Annotated in this window: 15 protein-coding genes and 2 pseudogenes; 6 read left to right on the top strand and 11 right to left on the bottom strand. The window is 61.8% G+C overall.

What is annotated here, in order from left to right; translation table 11 throughout:
* From PspTeo4_RS07370 to PspTeo4_RS07355, 4 genes are all read right to left on the bottom strand, one after another.
* The gene (locus PspTeo4_RS07370) at positions 1–1,716 is read right to left on the bottom strand and encodes a prenyltransferase/squalene oxidase repeat-containing protein (RefSeq protein ID WP_322363048.1); all 1,716 of its coding nucleotides are present in this window, start codon (positions 1,714–1,716) and stop codon (positions 1–3) included.
* On the bottom strand, positions 1,713–3,029 hold the full coding sequence (locus tag PspTeo4_RS07365; protein ID WP_322363047.1) for an AMP-binding protein: 1,317 nt from the start codon (positions 3,027–3,029) through the stop codon (positions 1,713–1,715). Before PspTeo4_RS07365 ends, PspTeo4_RS07370 begins: the two co-directional genes overlap by 4 nt.
* A gap of 534 nt (positions 3,030–3,563) precedes the next feature.
* Positions 3,564–4,703: a glycerate kinase gene (locus tag PspTeo4_RS07360; protein ID WP_322363046.1), complete on the bottom strand. Its 1,140-nt coding sequence runs from the start codon at positions 4,701–4,703 to the stop codon at positions 3,564–3,566.
* A gap of 120 nt (positions 4,704–4,823) precedes the next feature.
* Entirely contained in the window at positions 4,824–5,921 is a 1,098-nt protein-coding gene (locus PspTeo4_RS07355; RefSeq protein ID WP_322363045.1) for a sugar diacid recognition domain-containing protein, read from the bottom strand.
* Between the two features lie 183 nt (positions 5,922–6,104).
* Here PspTeo4_RS07355 and PspTeo4_RS07350 point away from each other — a divergent pair, with 183 nt between their 5' ends.
* From PspTeo4_RS07350 to PspTeo4_RS07340, 3 genes are all read left to right on the top strand, one after another.
* Positions 6,105–7,433, top strand: a complete 1,329-nt coding sequence (locus tag PspTeo4_RS07350; protein WP_322363044.1) for an MFS transporter — start codon at positions 6,105–6,107, stop codon at positions 7,431–7,433.
* Between the two features lie 128 nt (positions 7,434–7,561).
* The gene (locus PspTeo4_RS07345; protein ID WP_322363043.1) at positions 7,562–9,082 is read left to right on the top strand and encodes an FAD-dependent oxidoreductase; all 1,521 of its coding nucleotides are present in this window, start codon (positions 7,562–7,564) and stop codon (positions 9,080–9,082) included.
* 46 nt (positions 9,083–9,128) lie between these two features.
* Entirely contained in the window at positions 9,129–10,139 is a 1,011-nt protein-coding gene (locus tag PspTeo4_RS07340; RefSeq protein ID WP_322363042.1) for an aldo/keto reductase, read from the top strand.
* A gap of 212 nt (positions 10,140–10,351) precedes the next feature.
* Here the strand turns inward: PspTeo4_RS07340 and PspTeo4_RS07335 are convergent, their stop codons facing one another.
* A complete protein-coding gene (locus tag PspTeo4_RS07335) occupies positions 10,352–11,311 on the bottom strand; it encodes an RHS repeat-associated core domain-containing protein (RefSeq protein WP_322363041.1) in 960 nt (319 codons plus the stop codon).
* A 181-nt stretch (positions 11,312–11,492) separates the two neighbouring features.
* Here PspTeo4_RS07335 and PspTeo4_RS07330 point away from each other — a divergent pair.
* Positions 11,493–11,999, top strand: a pseudogene (locus PspTeo4_RS07330) (alkene reductase); the annotation flags it as partial.
* A pseudogene (locus tag PspTeo4_RS07325) lies at positions 11,999–12,184 on the top strand (aldo/keto reductase); the annotation flags it as partial. The pseudogenes PspTeo4_RS07330 and PspTeo4_RS07325, both read left to right, overlap by 1 nt.
* Before the next feature lie 142 nt (positions 12,185–12,326).
* Here PspTeo4_RS07325 and PspTeo4_RS07320 read toward each other — a convergent pair.
* On the bottom strand, positions 12,327–13,340 hold the full coding sequence (locus tag PspTeo4_RS07320; RefSeq protein WP_322363040.1) for an RHS repeat-associated core domain-containing protein: 1,014 nt from the start codon (positions 13,338–13,340) through the stop codon (positions 12,327–12,329).
* 248 nt (positions 13,341–13,588) lie between these two features.
* Here PspTeo4_RS07320 and PspTeo4_RS07315 point away from each other — a divergent pair, with 248 nt between their 5' ends.
* On the top strand, positions 13,589–14,686 hold the full coding sequence (locus PspTeo4_RS07315; RefSeq protein ID WP_322363039.1) for an alkene reductase: 1,098 nt from the start codon (positions 13,589–13,591) through the stop codon (positions 14,684–14,686).
* 218 nt (positions 14,687–14,904) lie between these two features.
* Here the strand turns inward: PspTeo4_RS07315 and PspTeo4_RS07310 are convergent, their stop codons facing one another.
* The 5 genes from PspTeo4_RS07310 to PspTeo4_RS07290 form a co-directional block, all read right to left on the bottom strand.
* Positions 14,905–15,885 carry an LLM class flavin-dependent oxidoreductase gene (locus PspTeo4_RS07310; RefSeq protein WP_322363038.1) on the bottom strand — a complete coding sequence of 327 codons (981 nt, stop codon included), beginning with the start codon at positions 15,883–15,885 and terminating at the stop codon, positions 14,905–14,907.
* 117 nt (positions 15,886–16,002) lie between these two features.
* On the bottom strand, positions 16,003–16,920 hold the full coding sequence (locus PspTeo4_RS07305; RefSeq protein ID WP_322363037.1) for a LysR family transcriptional regulator: 918 nt from the start codon (positions 16,918–16,920) through the stop codon (positions 16,003–16,005).
* Positions 16,921–16,983: 63 nt separating this feature from the next.
* A complete protein-coding gene (locus PspTeo4_RS07300; protein ID WP_322363036.1) occupies positions 16,984–18,042 on the bottom strand; it encodes a metal-dependent hydrolase in 1,059 nt (352 codons plus the stop codon).
* 264 nt (positions 18,043–18,306) lie between these two features.
* Positions 18,307–19,557 (bottom strand): OprD family porin, encoded by a 1,251-nt coding sequence (locus tag PspTeo4_RS07295; protein WP_322363035.1) that lies wholly within the window; start codon positions 19,555–19,557, stop codon positions 18,307–18,309.
* Between the two features lie 74 nt (positions 19,558–19,631).
* Positions 19,632–20,831, bottom strand: coding sequence for a benzoate/H(+) symporter BenE family transporter (locus PspTeo4_RS07290; protein WP_322363034.1), 1,200 nt, complete (start codon positions 20,829–20,831; stop codon positions 19,632–19,634).
* Positions 20,832–20,857: the final 26 nt, after the last annotated feature.

Raw genomic sequence — 20,857 nt, 5'->3', positions numbered from 1 at the left:
TCACGACAAATACAGGCTGGGCAAGCACAAGCGCTTGCCTTCGGCGAAGGCATCCAGCAACTGCCCCAGGCACGTCGACAGTGCGTCCTGCCCAGGCAGGTACAGCGGCGACCAGGCATAGCCCTGCCCGCTTCGCACCTTGCCGAGGAAGAAGCGCAGGTGCTCCAGGTCTGGTTCGATGTCGAGGTCGCAAGCCAGGGCCAACGCCTGGTAGGTGCTCAGCAGGTCGGGAATGCGCTGGCCCTGATTGGCAAAGCCGCCTTGGGGCACCTTGTGCGCGGTAAACAGTTGCTCGGTTTTTTGCCTGACATCGTGGCCGATGAATGCCAGGCAACCGAGTGCCTGCAGGCTGGCGCGCAACGTCGCCTGCCCCCGTGGGTAGGCTGCATGGCCTTGCGGCTGTCGGCAGCTGGCAACGAAGGCCTCCAGTTGCGCCAAGTCAACGCCCGCGTGGTCGTTCAGTTGCCGCAACAGCGCCACCGCCGATGCCGTGGAGACCATGTCCGAACCCCGACCTTCCCAGAAGCCGAAGCCTCCATCGGGGTTCTGCAACGCCGCCAGCCATTGGCCGATGGCCCTGCGCGACGCAGGCTGATCAACAAAGGCACCAGCCGCCAAGGCCCAGTTGCTGCAGCGTACTTCGGCGCCACGGCCAGGCATGTACATCACCCCAGGCTCGTTGGGCATCTGGCAGCCCTCGATCCAGCGCAGCGCAGCCGCCTGCTGCGAAGGAGCCAGCGTGCCCCCGAGCACCGCCGCAGCGGTGGTCAGCACATCCGCAGCATCGTCTTGGCGCCGGTAGGTGTAGCCGCCTTCGGGTAACGCCAGGCCGGCGATGAACATCGCCACGCCATCCGCCAAGTGCTCTACCGGTTCATCCAAGGCCTTGAGCGTACCCACGGCGCAGAAGGCCGCCCAGACGTCCTCGCCGTCGTAGCCGAGCCAGCGCACGAAGGCACCGGTCGGGCCGCGCAAGGTGTCGATCCAGGCGATACACGCGCTGCGCCCCAAGGGTTGGGCCCGTAGCGCCGCCAGGCTGGCCGTGGCACGGTATGTTGCCCACAGGCACGGCACTTCGGCGGTTTCGCTGAAACGAAACCCACCGCAATCCATCTGCTGGGCCTGCAACCATCCGATCAACTTCGGTAGGTTCCACCCAGGTGCCGGCAACCCTTGGCGCGCCAAGGCCCGTGCCGCCATCACACCGTAGAAGCAGGCCCGGGTGTCGGCCAGGTTGCGTTGGGCAAAGTCGGCTGACCAGCTCAACCCACCGTTGGCGCACTGCAAGCCATCGAGCCAGGCGTATAACGCCTGCACCTCGGCCACCTGGCCTTCACAGACTTCGATCAAGGTACGCAAGGCGTAATGCGTGGCCCACACGTCCGCGGTCTGCCCTGGGCACATGGCGTAGGCGTCGCCGTCGAACAGGCTGTGAATCCAGCGCGCGATCTCGTCACCACGGTCGATGGCAACGCCCAGGTCCTTGAGCGTTTCGGTGCAGTAAAAGGTGGCCCAGGCGTCGGACGGCATGCCTTTGCTCCAGGCAAAACCGCCGTCGCGGTTGCGCCGCGACTGGATGTAGCCCTGCAGAGCAGGCTTGTTTACGGCCTCCAGCCGTTCGACCCAAGCGAGGCTGCGGATGGCCGCGTAGGTGCACCACAGGTCCGGCTGACCGTTGCCCAACCCCTGCCCCTCGGGGAACCGTGGTGGGTTCATGGCTGACCTCCGACAAAGCGCAGGTTGGTCTTCTTCCAGCTCTTTTGCGATGCGCCGCTCTTGTTCAGGGCCGACAGATTGTTGACGAACAGCACCCGGCTCCAGCGCAGCCCCATGCGCTGCTGCGAGCGCACCAGCAACTGCGCCTGCAGGTGCTGCTCCGCGCTGCTGTCCCAATGCACGTCACGTTCAAGGATCAGCGCGGCGCTGTCGGCCTGGCGGTCGATTTCGATGACATAGCCGGTGGCATTGCAGGTGCCGTACACCACCTCTTCGACCGCACGGATGTCCAGGTCGGCACCGCCCACCACGATGCTGTCGCTGTCGCGGCCGTTGACCAGCACGCTCGGGCTGGCCTGGCCCGGCACCCATGGGGCGGTGATGGTGACACTGTCGCCGGTGTCCAGGCGCAGCAGCGGACGGGCATACAGGTTCAGTGGCGTGACGATCAGACGCCCGGTCAGGCCTTCGGCTGGCGTCACCAATTGGCCGTCAGGCAACAGCAATTCGAAGAAGTTGGTCGCCGTCGCCAGGCGCATCTGCTGGTCTTCGCCCACCACGGCCAGCGTGCCGGTTTCGGTGCTGCCGTAACTGGCGTCGAACACATCGCAGCACCATTCGCGGGCCAGGCGTTCACGGAACGGCCCGGTGTTGACTTCGCCCAACAGCATGATCGTGCGCACTGACTCAGCGAAACCCTGCAACAAGTCACGCTGCTTCAAGTAACGGGTCAGCTGCACCAGCACGCCCGGGGCGATGAACACTACTGTTGGCCGGTAGCTATCAAAGGTCTTGCACACCCGCTCCCAGTCGGTGATACCGGTGGTGAACGGGTACAGCCGGACATGGGAGACGTCCAGGTACTCACAGACGTGGGCAATCAAATCGCCCACCGGGACGATGTCCGAGGGCATCAGACTGGCGACCCGCGAGCCTGGCTGCAGCGCCGCGCGCCAATGCCCGGCGACGCTCACGGCGTTCCAGATGATGTCCTCTTTGAGCCTTGGCGTCGGTGTCGGCTCACCGGTGGTGCCGGTGGTGGCGTAGTACTTCGCAGCCTCGCCCAACGCCACGGTGCAGAACTGCAGCGGCTGGCGCTTGAGCAAGGCTTTGGGGGTCAGTGGCAGTTGCTGGAACGCCGTGAAATGGTAGTGGCCGATGTCTGCATACTGGGCGCTTTGGCGCGCCCTGCGCCATAAGGCTTGCAACTTGCGGTCATAAAAACCGGCGTCGGGGATGCGCCCGACATGAAGCTGAAGTTCGCGTTCCGCGTCCTTCAGTACGCCGTAATCCTTGTCGCTGTGAACTAGCATCGAATCGCCCTCTGGAGAAATCAGGGGCGAGAATTGGCGAGCGCAGGGGGGCAAGTAAAATACTTAATTAGAGCCTGCGGTGAGAGCCGAAAAGTATTAAACGGGTTCTTCAGGGAGTCTTGGGAGGGGGCTTCGAAGTGCCTGTCCTGGGTTTGGAGGTGATGCGTATATCGAGCGCCGCCCGCGCGGCGCATCGCGAGCAAGGCTCGCTCCTACGTTTGTTTACGGCCAATGACGCCAGTGGCAGTCGCGCGCGACCGCCTTGTTTGTACGGCTCGATATCGCGTCTTGCGCCAGAGCGTTCGCGCGCAAATCCCACAGGCATAACTGGCCCGAAACAAACGTAGGAGCGAGCCTTGCTCGCGATGCGCCGCGCGGGCGGCGCTCGATCTTCCAGGCACCGAAAATGTTGTGAAAAACCCAATAAAGCGGTGCTCAAATGTAACCTTTTCCGGTGAACGACGATTCGTATATTACTGATGGTTTACAGCGGTTTACTCTCCTGAATCCGAAGCGATATCAGTCAGAGACCATTTACATATTTCTGGCAACTCGCCACAGCCGGGCGATATCACTGGCTCTGGCATGCAGCAGCGCCGCCGCATCGGCACACGCCTGCTCCAGGCTCATGGGCCCGCTGGCCAGGGCGAATGCAGCATCGATACCGTGGGCATACAACTGCTGATAGCCTTCACCCAAGGTCCCTGCCAATACCACCACCGGCACCCCATGGCGCTTGGCAACCCGAGCCACGCCCATGGGCGTCTTGCCGCGCAGCGTCTGGGCATCGAAACGCCCTTCACCAGTGATCACCAGGTCGCCCCCCTGCACCAACGCGTCCAGGCCTGCCAGCTCGGCCACCACCTCAACGCCTGGGCGGAACCGCGCGCCCATGAAGGCCTTGGCCGCAAAGCCCATACCGCCTGCGGCGCCGCAACCAGGGAACTCGCGCACATCCTCACCGAGCAACCGCGCGCAGTGGTCGGCAAAATGGCCCAGCGCATGGTCCAGCGCCTGCACCTGCTCGGGGGTTGCACCCTTTTGCGGGCCGAAGATCGCCGAGGCGCCATTGGGGCCGCACAGCGGGTTATCGACGTCGGCGGCCACTTCGACCTGCACTTCCAGCAGACGTGGGTCCAGGCCGCTGGCGTCGATGCGCGCCAGCCCAGCCAGGGCCAGGCCGCCCTCTTCCAGCGCCTGGCCTTTGGCGTCGAGCAGACGCAAGCCCAGTGCACGCAACATGCCGCTGCCACCGTCATTGGTAGCGCTGCCGCCAATTGCCAGAACGATGCGCTGGGCACCGGCCGCCAGTGCGGCCGCCATCAGCTCGCCAGTGCCCCAGGTGCTGCTGCGGCAGGCATCGCGCTGGCCGGTCGGCACCAGTTGCAGGCCGCTGGCCTGGGCCATTTCGATAATCGCGGTGCGGCTGTCGGCCAGCCACCCCCAGCCAGCTTCCACAGGTTGCCCCAGCGGGCCGCGCACGCGCTGGCGACGAAGCTCGCCATGGCTGGCCGCCAGAATCGCCTCCATGGTGCCTTCACCGCCATCGGCCATGGGGCACTCGACAAGCTCGGCATCCGGCCACACCTCGGCCAGGCCGCCGGCGATGGCGCGAGCAACGCCAGCCGCGTCGAGGCTGTCCTTGAACGAGTCGGGGGCGATGACGATCTTCATGGGGATTCTCCTGTCCAGTTGACCGGCATGCTGACAGCTGCCCGCCGGGCTGGCCTCGGTCGAATGCACAAAACGCCGCAATGGTTGTTTGGGCAAATGCCTGCAACCGTCATCGCCAGGTTAATCCGCAGGCAACAGCTGCAACCCCAGGTACAGGCTGAGCATCCCTTCCAGACGCAACGGGTCGACCTCACCCAGCTCGGCGATGCGCTCCAGCCGGTAGCGCAGGCTGTTGCGGTGAATCCCCAGGGCATCGGCGCAGGCCTGGCTCTGCCCATCATGTGCACACCACGCCCGCAAGGTGGCCAGCAGTTGACCACTGGCATCCTTGGCGCGAATACGCTGCAAGGGTTCCAGCAGCTCATCCAGCGCATCGTCATTGCGATGCCGCCAAAGCAGCGCTGGCAGGCGAAAACGCGCCAGGCTCAGCAGTTGCTCGGTCGGCAACACCTCGCGCCCATAGGCCAGCAGATCGCGAACGCGGCGGTAGCCCCGGCGCAGTTGGTCCAGGCTTTGTGCTGCAGTGCCCAGCGCCAGCCGCTCGACCTCCCAGCCATGGCGCTGCAAGCGCTCCAGCAGCCTGGTTTCATCCAGCACCAAGCTCGCGGGGCGGCACCACAACAAGGACTGGCGCGCAGGGCTTACGCACCAGCTCTCCGGGTAGCGGCTCATCAGCCAGGCCGAGAGCGCCTCGGAGGGCGGCCCGGATTTGAGCTCGAACAGGCAGGGGATGCGCGGCAGTTGCGGCTTGAGCCCCAACTGTTGCGCCTCGTCCAGCAGCCGTGGCGAATCGCCGGTGCCGCCCAGCAGCAGTGCCAACAGGTCATCGCAGCGCTGGCGCCGCCACTGCTGCTCCACCTGCAGGTGCCGTTGGGCCAGCAGCATTTCAGCGGTCATGCGCACCAGCTCGCCGTAAGTGCGCAGTTGCTGCGGGTCACCGGTAAGCCCCAGCACGCCGATCAGCCGCCCATCGAGCATCAACGGCAGGTTCACGCCGGGCTGTACACCCTTCAGGCATTTGGCCGCGTCCACGTCCAGCTCGACGATCCGGCCGTTGGCCAACACCAACTGCGCCCCCTCGTGGCGAGTGTTGATGCGCTCCGGTTCGCCGCTGCCCAGGATCAGCCCCTGGCTGTCCATGACGTTGACGTTACATGGCAAAATCGCCATCGCCCGGTCGACGATATCCTGAGCCAGGTCATGGTCCAGTTCGAACATTGCAAGATCCTTAGAAGGCAAGCCTGGCGTTGCACGCCGCCAGGCCTTGTTCGTCGGCACAGCAGCCCGCCCAAGACACTGTGCAAAAGCACAAAGACAGCCGCCTCGCACTCCCCGAGACTCCTCAGGGCGAGCGCCGGAACAGGCGACGCGGCGACAATCATAACAACAGAGATCACGATCATGGCACACAGCCCCGCCCTTGACCAAGGCACGGAAACCACCCGCAACGCGCTGTACCGGCGCATCACGCTGCGGTTGATTCCGTTCATTTTCATCTGCTACCTGTTCAACTACCTGGACCGCGTCAACGTCGGCTTCGCCAAGCTGCAGATGCTCGACGCGCTGAAATTCAGCGAAACCGTCTACGGCCTCGGCGCCGGTATCTTCTTCATCGGCTACGTACTCTGCGGCCTGCCCAGCAACCTGGCGCTGAACCGCTTTGGTCCAAGGCGCTGGATCGCGGCGATGATGATCGCCTGGGGCAGCCTCTCCACCTGCCTGCTGTTCGTCACCACGCCAACCGAGTTCTACACCCTGCGCCTGCTGACCGGCGCCGCCGAAGCGGGCTTCTTCCCAGGCGTGGTGCTGTACCTCTCGCGCTGGTTCCCGGCCGACCGCCGTGGCCGCATCATGGCGCTGTTCATGTCGGCGATTCCGGTTTCCGGCCTGCTGGGCGGGCCGTTCTCCGGTTGGATCCTTCAGCACTTCGCCGCGGGCCAACACGGCCTGGCCGGCTGGCAATGGATGTTCCTGATTCAGGGCCTGCCGACCGTGGTACTGGGCGTGCTCGCCATCGGCCTGCTCAGCGACGGCTACCAGAAAGCTGCCTGGCTGAGCCCAGCGGAGCGCCAACTGATCGAAGCCGACCTGAAGGCCGACGCTGCCAGCAAGCCAGCCACTACAGGTGACAGCGTGCTCGCGGTGCTGACCAACCCACTGATCTGGACCTTCGGTTTCGTCTACTTCTGCATCCAGAGCGGCGTTTACGCGATCAACTTCTGGCTACCGTCGATCATCAAGAACATGGGCTTCGACAACCCACTGCTGATTGGTTGGCTGAGCGCCATCCCTTACCTGCTGGCCGGTGTGTTCATGATCCTCTGCGGCCGTTCGGCGGACCTGCGCAACGAGCGCCGCTGGCACCTTGTGGTCCCGATGCTGATGGGCGCCGTTGGCCTGCTGATTGCCGTGAACTTCGCGGGTAACCCGACCATCGCCATCCTCGGTCTTTCGATCGCCACCATGGGCGCACTGACCGGCCTGCCGATGTTCTGGCCGATGCCGACCGCGTTGCTGAGCGCGAGCGCAGCGGTGGCGGGCCTGGCGATCATCAACTCGGTGGGCCAGATGGCCGGTTTCCTCAGCCCGTACCTGGTGGGCTTCATCAAGGACCAGACCGGCTCGACCGATGCCGCGTTGTATTCGCTGGCGGCGCTGATCGTGCTCGGTAGCCTGGTGGCCCTGCGTGTTTCGCGCGCTGCGGCGCTGCGCGTGTCCGAAGCCAATTGAAGCCCGATAGCCGGCAAGTCGCCTCCTGTCTGTAGGAGCAGGCTTGCCGGCGATCCAATCGTCAGCTCACTGCATCACCTCCAGGGCAAAGGCGTCAAATGGTTGCAATGGCCATTTGGAGAAGCCTCATGTCCCAGCACAACGTTGCCCGCCTCGAACAACTCGACCCACACCGCCCCCTGCGCGTCCAGGCGGGTGGCGAAGAGCTTGTCCTGGTCCGCCAGGGCGACCAGGTGCACGCCTACCAAGCCAACTGCCCCCATGCCGGTGCACCGCTCGAAGAAGGCGTGGTCTGTGGCGGCCTGCTGGTGTGCCCTTGGCACAAGGCCGCATTCGCCGTCGATGAAGGCGCGGTGTGCGAGCCGCCGGCCTTGGTCGATTTGCGTCGATATCGGGCATGGGTCAAGGATGGCGAGGTGTGGGTCGACGACCAGCCCCTGGCACAAGCCGACCCGCCCCGCCACAGCGACGCCCGCTGCTTCGCGGTGATCGGTGCCGGCGCTGCTGGCGCGGCGGCGGTCGCCACATTGCTGGCCCATGGTTTCGGCGGTCGCCTGGTCTGGATCGACCAGGAACACCAGCCCGCTTACGATCGCACCGCACTGAGCAAATTCGTCATCGCCGGGCAAATGCCAGCGGATGAAGTGCCTGCATTGCTGGAACCGGACGCCTTGCGCAAAGGCCACCTTGAACGGCTGTTCGGCAAAGTCCGTGCACTGGACACGCACAAGCGCCGCATCACCCTGGCTGACGGCAAGCACATCGACTATGACGCAGCCCTGCTGGCCACCGGCGGCAAACCACAACGCCCGGCCATCGAGGGTGCCGAATTGCCAGGCGTGCTCACCCTGCGTTCACGCGAGGATGCCGCCCGCTTGCTCGATGCTGCCGAACCTGGGCAGCCGGTGGTGATCGTCGGCGACGGGTTCATCGGCCTGGAGGCCGCGTCTGCGCTACGCAAGTATGGCGCCCAGGTGCATCTGGTGAGCCGCCATGAAATCCCCCTGGCCAAACAATTCGGCGAGCGTATAGGCCGCAGCATTCGCGAGCTTCACGAGCGCAAGGGTGTGGTATTGCATGGCCCCACCGAGGTCGAGCGCATCACCGGCGCAGAGCAAGTCGAAGCCGTGGTGCTGGCCAACGGCGAAACCCTGCGCACCTCCCTGGTGCTGCTGGGCACTGGCGTGAAGCCTGCCACCGCCTGCGTTCAGGGCCTTGCAATGGCCGAAGACAAATCCCTGAACGTCGACGCGCACATGCAGGCGGCCGATGGCCTGTGGGCCGCTGGCGACATCGCCACCTTCCCTCTCGCTGGCCGCCCGGTGCGCATCGAGCACTGGCGCCTGGCCCAGCAACAGGGCGTGATCGCAGCCGCCAACATGCTCGGAGAGCAACGTCGCTACGACGATGTGCCATTTTTCTGGACCTACCAGCACGGGCGCACCTATGAAGTGTTGGGGCATGCCCGAGATTGGAACCGTATCGAATTCGTCGGTGAGCCGGAGAAAGGCGACTTCATTGCCATGCAATGCGTGGGCGAGCAGGTCGAGGCAGTGATTGCCAAAGGCTATTCCGATGCGATGGCGCAGTTGTCACAACGCATGAAGCGGCCCTTGAGCCTTTCGCAGGCGCTTGAACTGATTGGCTGAACCTGTGTAAAACGAACGGACACCCCACTGCAAAGGACTTCCCAGCATGATCTATCGCCCCCTCGGCCACAGCGGCCTGCAGGTTTCAGCCCTGACGCTGGGCAGCATGATGTTCGGCGTGCAGACCAGCACCGAGGACTCGCTGCGGATCATCGACAAGGCCTGGGACCAGGGCATCAACTTCATCGACACCGCCGACGTGTACAACACAGGCCGTTCCGAGGAGATCGTCGGCGAGGCGGTCGCCCGTCATCGGCAGGACTGGATCGTGGCGTCCAAGGTCGGTTATGGGCCTGCCGACGGCTTGCCCAACCGCAGCGGGCTGTCACGCAAGCACATCTTCAATGCCATCGACGCCACGCTCACACGCATGGACCTGGACTACCTGGACATCTACTACCTGCACCGCGAAGACCACAAGGTGCCGCTGGAAGAGACCGTGCGGGCCATCGGCGACCTGCTGCGCCAGGGCAAGATCCGCTACTGGGGAGTGTCCAACTTCCGTGGCTGGCGCATTGCCGAAATCTGCAACCTGGCCGAGCGCCTGGGGGTGGCCATGCCGGTGGTGAGCCAGCCGCTGTACAACATCGTCAACCGCCAGGCCGAACCCGAGCAACTGACCGCCGCGGCCTACCATGGCCTGGGCGTGGTGCCGTTCAGCCCATTGGCCCGCGGCGTGCTCAGCGGCAAGTACGCACCTGGTGCGGCGCCGGATGCCGGTAGCCGGGCCGGGCGCCAGGACAAGCGGATCATGGAGGTGGAGTGGCGTCAGGAATCGCTGGCAATCGCCCGGCAGATCCAGGCCTATGTCGAGGCCAAAGGCGTGGGTATGGTCGAATTCGCCATTGCCTGGGTGCTGAACAACAAGCTGGTGAGTTCGGCGATTGTCGGGCCGCGCACCGAGGCGCAGTGGGATACCTATGCTGGGGCGCTGGAGGTGAAGATCACTGCTGAGGATGAAGCCTTCATTGACTCGCTGGTGACGCCGGGGCACGCCTCTACGCCGGGGTTCAATGATGTGGCGCATTTTGTGACAGGGCGGCTGGCCCGTAGTTGAGGGGCTAAAGAGACTTCGACCGAAAATAACGTGCACGTCGGCAAAGAGCCATCCTGGCCTGGGCCGACGCCTGCGGTAGTTTTACATAAGCACAGAGAACTGGTTGCTCGACATACACATGTTTTACTGAAACACCAAAACCATCTGATAGTACAAACGAAGTCGAGTTCATCAAGACGAACACTCAAACCAGTATGCCGTAGCAATTCTGACTAAAAATTAAACACCGACTCACCTCTTATCCCCTGAACCGCAGCATAAACCACCAAGGCTAAAACCGTTGTACTCACGACAGGGGCAGCAATCAAGGCCACACCCTGCAGCCCGATTAATTTCTCCAGCCCGACAAAATCTCTCGATGCAATAGAACCCTTAGAGCCTAAACTACTCCGAGATCGTCCCCCCGGGCTTACTCCACTCACCCCACTTATCTCACTTATCTCACTTACTTCACTTATTCTACTTAGCCTTCTATTTCCTTGATACTCGCCAAATGTACTTACACGCTTATCGCCACTTCGCACTTCCCTTCGAAGCATACCGATTGAACTTTCTGGCGAGTTACCGGCAGCACCGTTCACTGGAGGTTCAGATTGCCCAATAGCGGGCGGACTCAAACGCCTATGCTTTAGAGCATTATTTTGTAAGGATAAATTTCTTTTAATTGATTGCGCTTGATGATTGGAGATTTTTCTAGTCTGGCTATTTACACCCGAATTCCGTTTTGTGAAAAAAGGCATCTTACCCTCCGGATCATCACGATTCACCGGATCACCGCCACAATAGGCATAAGTATTGATACCCCCAACCGCAAATGGACTCAACGTGTCAGCACTGAAAAAACGCATGAGCCTTGGAGAGTACATTCGATGCCCTTGCCCAAGATGATAACATCCTGAAACTTCATCAAGACGCTGCCCGGTAAAGCTGCAAATCCCGCCAACGCGCTCAAGGTATCCGTATGCGCTATATCGTCGCTCAGATGGGACATCTGCCATGCTTAACATAACCGTCCGTGCATGGTCAGTTGCGAACACTGACACTTTGCCCTTGCAAAGCGCCAAGGGAGTTCCCATACCCCACAAAAGCCTGCTTTCGCTGCGTGACAACTCGCATACCAAATCCTTACCTTGGTAGTACATCTGCGTTGTCCCCGATGACAACATCTTCATTCGGACCTGCTCCCGTAATTGATGCACGCATCATCTCTCGGAAGCAAAAGGTTCTCAACTAGCAAAAATGCTAGGCTTCTTGTGACAGTATCGAATCTAAGGCGTTCACTTTTTAATTTCTTTCGAACTTCAATCATTAAGCACTGACACAGTTCCGTATTCCTTTTGCACCTGTGCATAGGGGAGCCCAGCGCCGGTATCCCGGTCCCCCCTTTCCCCAATCATCCCGGTACACGGTGAACTGGTTCGCGTCGACACCTCCGCCCCCCGCGAACTGAGCGAAGCCGAGATCGGCGAAATCGTCGCCGACTTCGGCCGCGCGGCGGTCAATGCCCGTGAAGCGGGTTTCGATTTCATTGAGTTGCACGCCGCCCACGGCTACCTGCTGCACCAGTTCCTCACCCCGAGCGCCAACGTGCGTGAAGACCGCTACGGCGGCAGCGTCGAGAACCGGGCGCGTATCGTGCTTGAAGCGGTGGATGCGGCGATTGCTAACTGGAGCGCCGACCGCGTTGCCATTCGTGTGTTCCCGTTGGGCGGCTTCAATGGCGTGGATAACGACGAGTATCAGGAAGCGGCTGGTTTGTACCTGATCGGCGAACTGGCCAAACGAAACTTGGCTTACATGCATCTTTCCGAGCCGGACTGGGCCGGCGGCAAGCCGTTGCGTGATGAGTTCCGTGAAGCGTGAATTCCGCGATTGTTGGCCCGCGCACCGAGGCGCAGTGGGACGCCTATGGTGGGGCGCTGGAGGTGAAGATCACGGCGGAGGATGAAGCGTTCATTGATTCGCTGGTGGCGCCGGAGCACGCCTCTACGCCTGGGCTCAATGATGTGGCGCATTTTGTGACTGGGCGGATTGCGCGTAGTTAAAAGTTCAACAGCCCTACTGCGATGCAGTATTTTTCGTCACTTCTAATTTCGACCAATCGCGAAGAAAGACAACCAAACATAACGGGCATCAACCATTGAGAAAACGCCCCGTCGACACAAAGATAGAATTGGCAAGGTATTTTTACTTGCGGGCCCTGACAATCATCAAAGACATAAAACTAATCAAATTAACAGCAGCTATACTCAGAGAAAGTGTGGTTTTTGGGTGTTGATTAATCCAGCGCAAAATACGCCTTGCGCGTCCAGGCTCACTAGCATTAGAGCTCGAAAAGCTTTGTGAAGCTACTGCTCGCCCCGAGCCAAAAGAAAACCTGGTTACGGGGGGGTGCCACAGCCCATACTGCTGAAGCCCGCTCTGTTGACCCGTGCCCACCGGAACTAGGCGGTCAAGAACGGTTGTAATATCTAGATGATCAAATCGTGGTCTTGGCGGTGTTGCAAGAGCAGTTTGCACTGCAGAGTCAGATATTGACCTTGATACACCTGCAGAGAAAACGCTAGAAGAGTCCTCGTCAAAAACATTGATATTGAAAATATCATTTTCTGGTAGATCGTACGTGACTCTATTCCTTACTGATGTTGGATGCTGCACTGCCATTTCCATTTCATTTGACGCAGCACCACGACTGGAGTCGGCCCTTCTCTTGACATGATTTAAATATGTTCGAGTCGGAGCACTCATCATCCTTGCCTTCCCAGAGGGGTCTTGGTAGTTCACTGGATCTCCAACACAGTAAGCGTAATGATTTATCCCGCCTTCTCCAAAGGGACTCAGCATATCTGGATTGTAAAACCTGCCTATTCTTGGACTGTAAAGGCGCAAGCCATTCCCCAATGGATAAGCTTCTGTACCACTGTCCATTCGTTGTCCATTGAAACCAAGTACAGGGGCTTCAGGACCTGCCTGCATGAATCCATAAGCTGTGTAGCCCTTTAAACTGGATTTATTGCCAGCCAATCCAATCACTGTGTTTGACCTTTCTACTTTAAGGCAAGACATCTGCCCACTGCCACGACTGCTTATTTCAGCAATTGGAATTCCGCCCCGTAACACCTTCCAACTCTCTACTCCCACCGAGCTGTGCATATGGTCGTGCTGGTAATAAAATAAAGAAACGCCATTCTTTCGCGACATAAATCCCCCTCCAAATTCCTTTACACTTTTACCAATATTATGAAAAACCAACAACTATCACATTTAACAGTTGCGCATCGACGCTGGCACGCAGCTGATCATCCCCATCGACCTATTCGCGGGTTTGCCCGCGAAAGATCCGGCGCCGGCTGCCCCATTGGGGAGCCTTGCGCCGGTATCCCGGTCCCCCCTTTCCCCAATCATCCCGGTAAGGTGCGCACCATCGGATTTCCCCTGATGGAGCTGCAATGAAACTCTTCCAACCCTTGCAAATCGGCCCGCTCACCCTACCCAACCGCGTGTTCATGGCGCCCCTCACCCGCCTGCGTAGCCTCGAGCCTGGCGACGTTCCGACGCCGATGATGGCCGAGTATTACGGCCAGCGCGCCAGTGCCGGGCTGATCATCAGCGAAGCCACGCAGATCTCGTTCCAGGCCAAGGGCTACTCGGGTTCGCCAGGCATTCACACGGACGAACAAATCGCCGGCTGGCAGCAGGTGAACGCCGCCATCCATGCCAAAGGCGGCCATAGCGCGGTGCAGGTCTGGCACACCGGTCGGGTTTCGCACACATCCCTTCAGCCAGGCGGCGAGGCACCGGTCGCGCCTTCGGCGTTGCAGGCCAATGCACGCACGACGCTGCGCAATGAACACGGTGAACTGGTTCGCGTCGACACCTCCGCCCCCCGCGAACTGAGCGAAGCCGAAATCGGCGAGATCGTCGCCGACTTCGGCCGCGCGGCGGTCAACGCCCGTGAAGCGGGTTTCGATTTCATCGAGTTGCACGCCGCCCACGGCTACCTGCTGCACCAGTTCCTCACCCCGAGCGCCAACGTGCGTGAAGACCGCTACGGCGGCAGCGTTGAAAACCGGGCGCGTATCGTGCTGGAAGCGGTGGATGCGGCGATTGCCAACTGGAGCGCCGACCGCGTTGCCATTCGTGTGTTCCCGCTGGGTGGCTTCAATGGCGTGGATAACGATGAGGATCAGGAAGCAGCGGGTTTGTATCTGATTGGCGAGCTGGCCAAGCGTAACTTGGCTTACCTGCACCTTTCCGAGCCGGACTGGGCCGGTGGCAAGCCTTTGCGCGATGAGTTCCGTGAGGCGATTCGGGCAGCATACCCAGGTGTGATTGTGGCGGCAGGTGCCTACACCGCAAACAAGGCCGAAGACCTGCTGCAGCGTGGGTTGATCGATGCGGCGGCATTTGGCCGTAGTTTCATTGCCAACCCGGACCTGGTCGAGCGGTTGCAGGCGAAGGCACCGCTGAACGAGCATCGGGCGCAGTTCGACTATGCCAATGGGCCTGAGGGGTATACGGATTATCCGTTTTTGAAGCAGGCCTGAAGGTATTGGGGCCGCTTTGCGGCCCATCGCCGGCAAGCCGGCTCCCACATGGACCGCGCACATCTTGAGATCACTGCCGTACCTGTGGGAACTGGTTTGCCGGCGATGACGCCGGTACAGGCAGCGCAAGACAGTTGCTCCCACAGGTATCCGCAGCAGCCTTGAGAGCGCCGCGGACCGTGTGGGAGCCGGCTTGCCGGCGATGAGGCCAGTGACATTTAACTCAGTTCAGCCAGCGCCTGCGCCGCATAGGCATGCGAGCGGATCCGCGCCAGTGGATCATGGATCCGGCAGTCGATCATCAATTCATCCGCCCCAGTCTGCTCGATCAACGAACGCAACCCCTCCCTCACCCGCTCTGGCCCACCGGCAATGGAGCAGGCCATCACCTGGTCCAGCACATTGCGTTCATGCACCGGCAAGCTTTCGACATAACCCTCCCGAGGTAACGGCAGCAAGCCAAAGCGGCCGACGTGCAGGTCAAGCATCCACTTGCGATGGGAGCTGGCCAGGTAGTCGGCCTCGGCATCGCTGGCTGCCGCGAACAGATTCACCCCAACCATGACGTAAGGTTTGGCCAACTGTTCGGACGGCTGGAAGTTGGCACGGTAATGGGCGATGGCCTGCAGCAGGTAACGCGGCGCGAAGTGCGAGGCGAAGGCATAGGGCAAGCCCAGTTTGGCGGCAAGGTCCGCGCCGAACAGGCTAGAGCCCAGTATCCATATCGGCACGTCGTGTGCGCCCGGCACGCCGCGAACCTGGCGCTTGCCGTTGTCGGCGAGGTAGTCACGCAACTCGGCGATGTCCTGCACGAAGTCACGCTCCGGCGCCACGCCCCGCAGTGCACGCACGGTCGGCCCGGAGGTACCGGGGGCTCGTCCCAGGCCAAGGTCGATTCGGCCCGGGTGCAAGGTATCGAGGGTGCCGAACTGCTCGGCAATCACCAACGGTGCGTGGTTCGGCAGCATGATGCCACCCGCCCCGACACGGATGTGCCGGGTGGCATTGGCGATTTCGTTGATCACCAGGGAGGTGGCGGCCGAACCGATACCCGGCATGTCGTGATGCTCGGCAATCCAGTAGCGGCGGTAATCGTGCTGCTCGACTTGGCGAGCGAGTTGGCGGGATTCTTCGATCGCGTCAGCGAAGGTCTTGCCTTCGCCGATCATGACCAGATCCAATACGGACAAGGCAGTCATGGGGTCTCCAGTTGGGATTTTCAGTGCCTGACAGTGTCTGGCCTTGCGGGCAACAGATAAACACGCAGCCGTACCCCACACTCGGTCCTTGGATTCCCCAATCGCAGTTACGCTGCCTCAGTCGCCCGCCTCCCAAGGCACACCCTGCTCCCAGGTCGCGACCAGCAGGTCGATGAACCCACGCACCCTCGGCGACAGGTGTCGCTTGCTGGGGTAAACCACGCGAATCGGGTCAGCCGGTGGCCGGAAGGCGTGCAACACCTCCACCAAAGTCCCGCTGCGCAAGTCGTCACCGGTGATGTAGGTGGGCAGATGAATCAGCCCGAACCCTGCGCGCGCCCCGTCGAGCATGGCTTCGGAGCTATCGATGTTCAACCGCCCGGGCTCTTCGCACAGGTGCAGCCCGGCGTCGGTATTGAAACGCCAGGGCATGGACTTTTCACCGGATAGGAAGGCGATCTTGTCATGCTCGTACAAGTCCGCTGGCACCAAGGGGACGCCGTGCTCCGCCAGGTACGCGGGAGATGCGCAGGTGGCGAACTGTTGCCAGGCGACCGTACGGGTAAGCAGCTGCGAGTCTTCTTTCGGCGCACCGATGCGGATGGCGACGTCCACGCCCTCTTCGACCAGGTCGACGAAGCGGTCAGTGAAACGAATATCAGCGCGCAGCTCGGGCCATTGCTTGAGGTAGGTATCGAGGATCGGCAACACATGGCGCTGGCCGAACGACAATGGCGCGGTCAGGCGCAAGGTGCCGGTGGGTCGGCCCCGGCGCAGGGCCATGGTGCTCTCTACTTCATCCAGGTCATCGAGAATCTGCCGCCAGCGCTCGTAAGCCACCTGGCCTTCATCGGTCAGGCTCAGTTTGCGCGTGGTGCGGTTGAGCAGGCGCACCCCCATGCGGGCCTCCAGGCGCGCGATGCTCTTGCCCACCGCCGAACGCGTCAGGCCCAGGCTGGCCGCCGCTGCAGTGAAGCTGCCCGCCTTCACTGCACTGACGAAGGCGGCGATATCGCCGAAGCGGTTGGGTTCCATGGGCGGCTCCTGGGGCATCGAGGGCCTGCTTAAATGGGTGCGTTTTCAAACATTGCAAGGCTTTCAGGGCTCGGCCAGGTACTGCGCGGTCCATGCCGCCAATGGCAGCGGAGGCTGCTGATCGAAGATGCGCCGCCAGATCAACGCCAGGTCGCGGCCATTGAACATGCCGCCCACCCCTGCCCTCGGCCATGACGTCGGCGTATCGACAATCCAATGCCCTTGGCTGTCGCGATGGGCCATGTTGAAGCGGAAGGTGTAGTTGCCGGGAATGCCCATGCGCAGGTCGGTAACCACCAAGGCATCGCCAATCACGTCATAGCGCAGCCAGTCATCGGTGAACCAGCGCAGGCGCTCGTGCAGTGGCGCACCGGTTAGCGCCTTGGCTGCGTCCAGGTTGCGCGACAGGCGCTGCATCTCGGGCGGTGTGCGATCGAAGAGGCTGCTGATGCCTTCGTAGTAATCGCCATCCGGGGTCTTGGCCAGCACCCGCCACACCAGGCTATTGAAGGCCATGGGCACGGCGCGCACTTCGCTGACAGCAACGCCCTGCTGGTCGAGGGCTGCCTGAAAGCGTTGTTCGGCGGTGATGCGGGCGGCCAAGCCAAAGCCCAAGTAGGCGCAGCTGAACAACAAGGCCAGCGTCAGCAGTTGTACCGCTCGCTCGCGCAATCCCTTGAAGGCGGCGTAGATCACCGCCGCCAGCAGCGGCACGGTGTAGACCGGGTCGATGATGAACACCGAGGCCCAGCTCAGTGGGGTGAACTGCAGCGGCCAGAACAGCTGGGTGCCGTAGACGGTGAACGAATCGAGAATTGGGTGCGTAACCAATACCAGCCAGAACGCGAGGAACAGCCTCGGCCGGGTGTAGCCCTTGTTTGGCCAGCGCCAGGCGACCAGCCAGGCCAGCAGCAACGCCAGGCCGGTGAGCACGAAGATGGAATGGGAAAAGCCACGGTGGAAGGTCATCTGCGACACCGGGTCGGCGTAGCGGATGACCACGTCCAGGTCCGGCACGGTGCCCAGCAAGGCACCGTACGCCAGTGAGCGGCGGCCCTGGATGCGGCCGAGCACCGTGCCTTGGAGTGCAGCGCCGAGTACGGCTTGGGTCAGTGAGTCCAAGGTGAAACTCCTGATGAAGTCATTTCAGGAACCTACCTGTGTCCGTACCGACAACGCAAATTGAATGAGGGATTTGCTCAGGAGAAATCGGGGCCGCTTCGCGCCCCATCGCAGGCTGTCGCCAGCTCCCACGAGGACCACGCAAGGTTTGGGAGTTTGATCAAGACAGTGGCTCCCTGTGGTCACTTGATCTCGAGGCACGGATGGCCTGTGGGAGCTGGCGACAGCCTGCGATGGGCTGCGCAGCAGCCCCCGCTGCCGGCCTCAGAACAGCTGCCAGGTGTACACCAACGTCACACGGTTCTCGTCGATATCGCTGCGGTAGTTCGAGCGTGCCATGGCATTCCTCACACGAATCCCCAGCCCTTTGAACACTCCGCTCTGCACGGCATAGCCAAGGTCAAGGTCGCGCTCGCGGTCCTTGCCTTCGTAACCCAGGCCGGTGTCCACATTGTTACCAGTGATGTAGCGCACAGTGGCGGTCAGCCCAGGTACGCCCATGGCCGCGAAGTTGTAGTCATAGCGCACCTGGTACGAACGCTCGTCGGTATAGGCAAACTCGTAGGTCGGCACCTCGTTGCCCAGTGGCGAGATATTGGCGAACACGCGTGGGAATGGGCTGTCGCCATAGATACCCTGGTAACCCACGTGGAAGCTGTGCCCGCCTCGCCTCGCCGTGAACATAGAGAAGAACGCCTGGTTGTCGATGTTGCCCAGCAAGGCGTCGCCGTCCTCACGGGCCGTGAAGTAGCCCAGATTGGCGCTGAGCACCCAATCCCCCACCGGTTTGTTGTGCTTGAAGCCAACAAAGCCCTGCTCGTAAATGTCTTCCAGTTGCCCGTACCACACACTGACACTGCTTTGATTGGCGTTGAACGCGTAGTCACCCCCCACGTAGTTGAAAGAGTCGCTTTCAGCCTGACGCTGGGGCACATGGCCCAGCATGGCGTTCATCTTGCCGTCACCCGCCTCGTTGCGCAGGTGGCTCGAGCTCAAGTGGCCAGCCTGCAAGGTCAGGCCGTCAAGCTCTGCCGAGTTGAGGCTGAGGCCCTGGTAGGTCGGCGGTAACAGGCGAATATCACTGAAGGTCAGCACCGGCAGATTGGGCTGCAGCTCGCCGACGCGCAGTTCGGTTTTCGACAGCCTGGCCTTGAAGGTCGGCGCCAGGCGGCTGTATTCATCGGCGGCGCGACCATCGCCATGCACCGGCAGCAGGCCAGTGTTTGTCCGGTCCGGGCTACTGTCGAGCTTGATGCCCAACAGGCCCAGGGCATCCACGCCAAAGCCAACCGTGCCAGGCGTGTAGCCAGACTTGAAATCGAGAATGAAGCCCTGGGCCCACTCCTCGGCTTTCGATTGCTGGTTGGCGCCGACGATGTCGGAGAAATCGCGGCTGAAATAGTAGTTACGGGCGCTGAGGCTGGCCTTGGCGTCCTCGAAGAAGCCACCTTCGGCGGCAAGAAGCGGTTGGCTGAGCAGGGTCAGCCCGATGGCGACGCAAGGGGTGTGGTTCATTCCGAAGCTCTCTTGATCTTGTTTTTATTGGTAAAGCGTTGGGAACACAGGGTTCGGTGGTGACGAGGCTCCTTTCACGGGTTGCGGCGCAGGGCGCCGAATGCTTGTGGTCGACGCCACCTGAGCAGCGCATGGGCCAGCAGGCCGAACAGCAGGCCCCAGAACGCTGCGGACAAGCCCAGGAAGGACACACCCGAGGCAGTGACGAGGAAGGTGAACAGCCCGGCATCACGCTCGGCTGGCTCGGCCAGGCTGCGCGCCAAGGCTTCGCTGATCGCGCCGTACAGGGCCAGGCCTGCCAGTGCGGCGATCAAGGCCGCTGGAAAGGCCGCGAACAGCGACATCAAGGTGGCCCCGGCGATACCCAGCAACAGGTACAACACGCTGCCGGAGACCGCTGCCACGTAACGCCGACGCGGGTCTTCATGGGCTTCGTGGCCCGTGCACAGGCTGGCGGTGACGGCTGCCAGGTTCAGGCCATGACAGCCGAATGGCGCGAGCAAGGCCCCGCCAATCGCGCTGGCACTGATCAGCGGGCTGGCAGAGGTCGGGTAACCAGCATTGCGCAGCACCGCCATGCCCGGCATGAACTGCCCGGTCAGGGCCACCAACACCATGGGCAAGGCCAGGCTGAATACCGCCGAAAGGCTGAACTGCGGTGCAATCCATTGCGGCGTGGCCAGCTGCAGCACCAGCGCGTCACTGCGAAACGCCCCGCTGACCACGGTGACGGCCGCGCCGACGCACAGCACCGCAGCCACGGCATAGCGTGGCTGCACTCTGCGCATCAGCACGTAGGTGACGAACATCGCCAGTACCAGCACCGGTTGCACGGGCAAGGCGCGGAACACCTCGATGCCGAAGCTGAACAGAATGCCCGCCTGCATGCCGGCGGCAATGGAGCCTGGCAAGTGGGCGATGATGCGATCGAAGGCCCCGCTGATACCGATCAGCAACAGCAACAGATTGGCCACCAGGTAGGCGCCAACGGCTTGCTCGATGCCCAGTTGCGGCAAGGCTGTGACCAGCAGCGCGGAGCCGGGAATGGACCAGGCGATCACCACCGGTACCCGATAACGCAGGCTCAGCAAACCACCCAGGACGGCACTGCCCATGGATACGGCCCACACCCAGGACGACAGTAGCCCGAGGGACAGGTGTGCGGCCTCGGCGGCGTGGAAGATGATGACCAGCGGGCCAGCGTAGGAAATCAGGGTGGCGATGCAGCCGGCGACGATGGCCGACAAGGAGCAATCCTTGATCAAGGTTCTCATAGGGCTTCTCGCGACAGTATTGGATG

This window comes from Pseudomonas sp. Teo4, from assembly GCF_034387475.1.
Classification (GTDB): Bacteria; Pseudomonadota; Gammaproteobacteria; order Pseudomonadales; family Pseudomonadaceae; genus Aquipseudomonas.
The sequence above is the reverse complement of the archived record's forward strand: the minus strand, read 5'-3'. Positions and strand labels throughout refer to the sequence as shown.

What these genes read in the sequence shown, in the direction of transcription:
- PspTeo4_RS07370 (WP_322363048.1), bottom strand. Translation starts at nt 1,716, where the DNA reads ATGAACCCACCACGGTTCCCCGAGGGGCAGGGGTTGGGCAACGGTCAG.
- PspTeo4_RS07365 (WP_322363047.1), bottom strand. Translation starts at nt 3,029, where the DNA reads ATGCTAGTTCACAGCGACAAGGATTACGGCGTACTGAAGGACGCGGAA.
- PspTeo4_RS07360 (WP_322363046.1), bottom strand. Translation starts at nt 4,703, where the DNA reads ATGAAGATCGTCATCGCCCCCGACTCGTTCAAGGACAGCCTCGACGCG.
- PspTeo4_RS07355 (WP_322363045.1), bottom strand. Translation starts at nt 5,921, where the DNA reads ATGTTCGAACTGGACCATGACCTGGCTCAGGATATCGTCGACCGGGCG.
- PspTeo4_RS07350 (WP_322363044.1), top strand. Translation starts at nt 6,105, where the DNA reads ATGGCACACAGCCCCGCCCTTGACCAAGGCACGGAAACCACCCGCAAC.
- PspTeo4_RS07345 (WP_322363043.1), top strand. Translation starts at nt 7,562, where the DNA reads ATGTCCCAGCACAACGTTGCCCGCCTCGAACAACTCGACCCACACCGC.
- PspTeo4_RS07340 (WP_322363042.1), top strand. Translation starts at nt 9,129, where the DNA reads ATGATCTATCGCCCCCTCGGCCACAGCGGCCTGCAGGTTTCAGCCCTG.
- PspTeo4_RS07335 (WP_322363041.1), bottom strand. Translation starts at nt 11,311, where the DNA reads ATGAAGATGTTGTCATCGGGGACAACGCAGATGTACTACCAAGGTAAG.
- PspTeo4_RS07320 (WP_322363040.1), bottom strand. Translation starts at nt 13,340, where the DNA reads ATGTCGCGAAAGAATGGCGTTTCTTTATTTTATTACCAGCACGACCAT.
- PspTeo4_RS07315 (WP_322363039.1), top strand. Translation starts at nt 13,589, where the DNA reads ATGAAACTCTTCCAACCCTTGCAAATCGGCCCGCTCACCCTACCCAAC.
- PspTeo4_RS07310 (WP_322363038.1), bottom strand. Translation starts at nt 15,885, where the DNA reads ATGACTGCCTTGTCCGTATTGGATCTGGTCATGATCGGCGAAGGCAAG.
- PspTeo4_RS07305 (WP_322363037.1), bottom strand. Translation starts at nt 16,920, where the DNA reads ATGGAACCCAACCGCTTCGGCGATATCGCCGCCTTCGTCAGTGCAGTG.
- PspTeo4_RS07295 (WP_322363035.1), bottom strand. Translation starts at nt 19,557, where the DNA reads ATGAACCACACCCCTTGCGTCGCCATCGGGCTGACCCTGCTCAGCCAA.
- PspTeo4_RS07290 (WP_322363034.1), bottom strand. Translation starts at nt 20,831, where the DNA reads ATGAGAACCTTGATCAAGGATTGCTCCTTGTCGGCCATCGTCGCCGGC.